The sequence below is a fragment of the Aequitasia blattaphilus genome, from assembly GCF_024721305.1.
Classification (GTDB): domain Bacteria; phylum Bacillota; class Clostridia; order Lachnospirales; family Lachnospiraceae; genus Aequitasia; species Aequitasia blattaphila.
Window position 1 is genome coordinate 1 of sequence record NZ_JAMXOD010000058.1, and the last position, 1,371, is coordinate 1,371.

Annotated in this window: 1 protein-coding gene; it reads left to right on the plus strand. The window is 41.2% G+C overall.

Going from position 1 to position 1,371, the window contains the following annotated elements:
* Nucleotides 1–1,371: GntP family permease (locus NHH15_RS15410; protein WP_262067534.1), on the plus strand; the 1,371-nt coding region annotated here is incomplete at both ends.

The following is a 1,371-nucleotide window of genomic DNA, read 5'->3' on the forward strand; positions in this document are numbered from 1 at the left end:
AACGGACTGAGTGGAGAGAGAATGTTATTAGGTCTTGCAATAGGAATTGTGGTATTGATTTTCCTGGTGTTAAAGACGAAGGTGCAGGCCTTTTTGGCACTGATTATCTGTACAATCATTGTTGGAGTAGTTGGTGGAATGCCACTCCAGACAATTGCATTGGAAGATGGGAAAAATTTTGGAATTATCAATTCTATTACATCAGGGTTTGGCGGAACCCTGGGCAGTATTGGTATCATCATAGGTTTTGGTGTGATGATGGGACAGATTTTTGAGATTACAGGAGCGGCAAAGCGAATGGCTTATACCTTCCTTAAACTTTTTGGTAAAAAGAGAGAAGAGGAAGCCTTAGCTCTAACAGGGTTCCTTGTATCCATTCCAATCTTTTGTGATTCAGGATTTGTGGTATTGGCACCGATTGCAAAAGCAATTTCAAAAGCAACGAAAAAATCCGTTATTGGACTTGGAGTTGCCTTGGCAGCAGGCTTGGTAATTACCCATTCCATGGTTCCACCCACTCCAGGACCTTTGGGAGTATGCGGAATATTTGGAGTGGATGTAGGAAAGTTTATCCTTTTATCAATTGTATTGGCGTTGCCAATGACCATTGCTTGTATTGCATACAGCAGACTGTACTTGTCAAAGAAATATTATAAGCTTCCAAATGAGGAAGGTGAGATTGTAGATGCACCTTATCAGGAGCCAGATTATGACAGTGCTTTTTCAATGGATATGACAGGAATACCAGGAGCATTAGAGTCCTTTATGCCTCTTTTGATACCGATTCTATTGATTCTGATTAACACAATCGCAACAGCTCTTGGGAAAACAGAAGGGATTATGGAAGTCGTAATATTCCTGGGACAACCAATCGTAGCAGTAGGACTTGGATTAGTTGTAGCGATTTTCACTTTAGCAAGAAGATTCGAAAGAAAAGTAGTGATTGCAGAAATGGAAAAGGGTATGATGTCTGCGGGAATCATTATGCTGGTTACAGGAGGTGGTGGAGCACTGGGTCAGATTATTAAGGATTCAGGACTGGGAACCTTTATGGCAGAAGGATTGGCAGGAACAGCAATACCAATCGTTATACTTCCCTTATTAATTTCCACAGCAATGCGCTTTATCCAAGGTTCGGGAACAGTAGCAATGACAACAGCAGCAAGTATATCAGCACCAATCATTATAGCAGCAGGAGTAAACCCACTATTAGGAGCAGTGGCATGCTGTGTTGGTTCACTATTCTTTGGATACTTTAATGATAGTTATTTCTGGGTAGTCAATCGAACATTAGGAGTAAGTGAAGCAAAAGATCAGCTTAAGATATGGTCTGTAACCTCTACGGTTGCATGGGCAGTAGGAGTAGTTGAA